A 1,541-nucleotide genomic window follows, 5' to 3' on the forward strand; every position below is an offset into this window, starting at 1 on the left:
ATCGCACCGGCGAGGAACTGGTGGCCCCGCCCGGCTTCATGCTGGTGGCGTCCTACAACCCCGGCTACCAGAACATCCTGAAGCGGCTGAAGCCCTCCACCCGGCAGCGCTTCCTGTCGATCAGCTTCACCTTCCCCGATCCGGTCACCGAAGTGGCCGTGGTGGCGTGTGAAAGCGGGCTGGCCGAGGCGCGGGTGCAGCCGCTGGTGCGGCTGGCCGGGCATATCCGGGCGCTGTCCGGCATGGATCTTGAGGAAGGCGTCTCCACCCGGCTGCTGATCTACGCGGCCTCGCTGATCGCGGGCGGCATGGCGCTGGACCGGGCGCTGGAGGCGGCGGTGATCGAGCCGCTGACCGACGAGCCCGACGTAGCGCAGGCGCTGCGCGATCTCGTCTCCAGCGTCTACGGGTGATGCAATGAGCCTGCGCCTTCTCGATCTGATGGAGCCGGAGGAAACCGTCGGCAACCTCTGGCACGGCTATGCCAGCAGGTTCGCCGCACCTGAGGGTGCCGCCGGTGTGGCTGTCTCGCTGGAAGAGGTCCGCCCCAGCGTCGCGGTGATCTTCCGCGCCTTGGGAGGCAAGGCCGGGGCCGAGATTGCCGCCAGCCCCGCCACCGCCGCGCGCCATAGGCGCGGCATGGGGCGGCAACTGGCCGAGACGCGCACGCTGGAGCATGTGGCGGCCTTCGACGGCGACCGTCTGCGCCTGCCGCCGGTGATCGACGCCTTCCCGACCATCGAGCTGAACCGCACTGCCTACCTCTGGCTGGCGGCGCTGGCCACCTCCGCGAGACCCCTCGATCCCATAGACCCGCTCGCCGCCGATCTTGCGTGGATCGCGGCGATGAAGGCGGCAACCGAGCAGACCCTGCTCCGCTGCCCCGGCCTTGCCCCGGCGCACGCCGCCCTCTGCGCGCATCTGCTTGCCAGCCGCGCGGACATTCGCGCGACGGGTTTGGAAGCGGCTGTCGAAGCTCTTGTCCGTCAGGCATTGGGAGATGCGGTTCCGCTGTCCCGCGACGCGCAGGATCTGCTGACGCACCACCCCACCGCACCCCGAACCTACCTCGCCCCACGGCCGATCCCGATCTGGCTGCGCCTTGACGCATCGAAGGCAGCAAGCGGACCCGGCACCGAGGAAGAAGCCCCCCACGCCCCGCCGGGTCTGGCGACCACGACGCGCAAGCTCGGCAAGCGCGAGGATCTGGATCAGGCCAACCGTAAGGACAGCTTCATCGTGCACCGGTTCGAGGCAATCCTCTCATGGGTCGAAAGCCTGAACCTGAACCGCGCAACCGATGACGACGATCCCGACAACGCGCAGAAGGCGGCCGAGGATCAGGACCACATCACGCTGACCCAGAACGACAAGCGCCCGGCCACGCGGCTCAGGATGCACCTCGATCTGGCACCGCAGGACGCCGATCACGAACGGCTCGCCGACCGCTTCACCTATCCCGAATGGAACCACCGCGCGCGGGCCTACATGCCCGACCATTGCCGCGTGCTGGAGGTGGAGGCCACGCCCGATGGCGACAG

The 1,541-nt window shown here is 69.0% G+C and carries 1 protein-coding gene and 1 pseudogene; both read left to right on the forward strand.

Translation table 11 applies throughout. The features are described 5' to 3' along the window. On the forward strand, positions 1-413 hold a 413-nt coding region (locus AC3A5Z_RS24125; protein ID WP_487521806.1), incomplete at its 5' end, for a CbbQ/NirQ/NorQ domain-containing protein. A gap of 4 nt (positions 414-417) precedes the next feature. Continuing rightward, positions 418-1,541 (forward strand): annotated as a pseudogene (locus tag AC3A5Z_RS24130) (NorD nitric oxide reductase activation protein); the annotation flags it as partial.

It is taken from the genome of Cereibacter sp. Soil_C_27, from assembly GCF_057657095.1.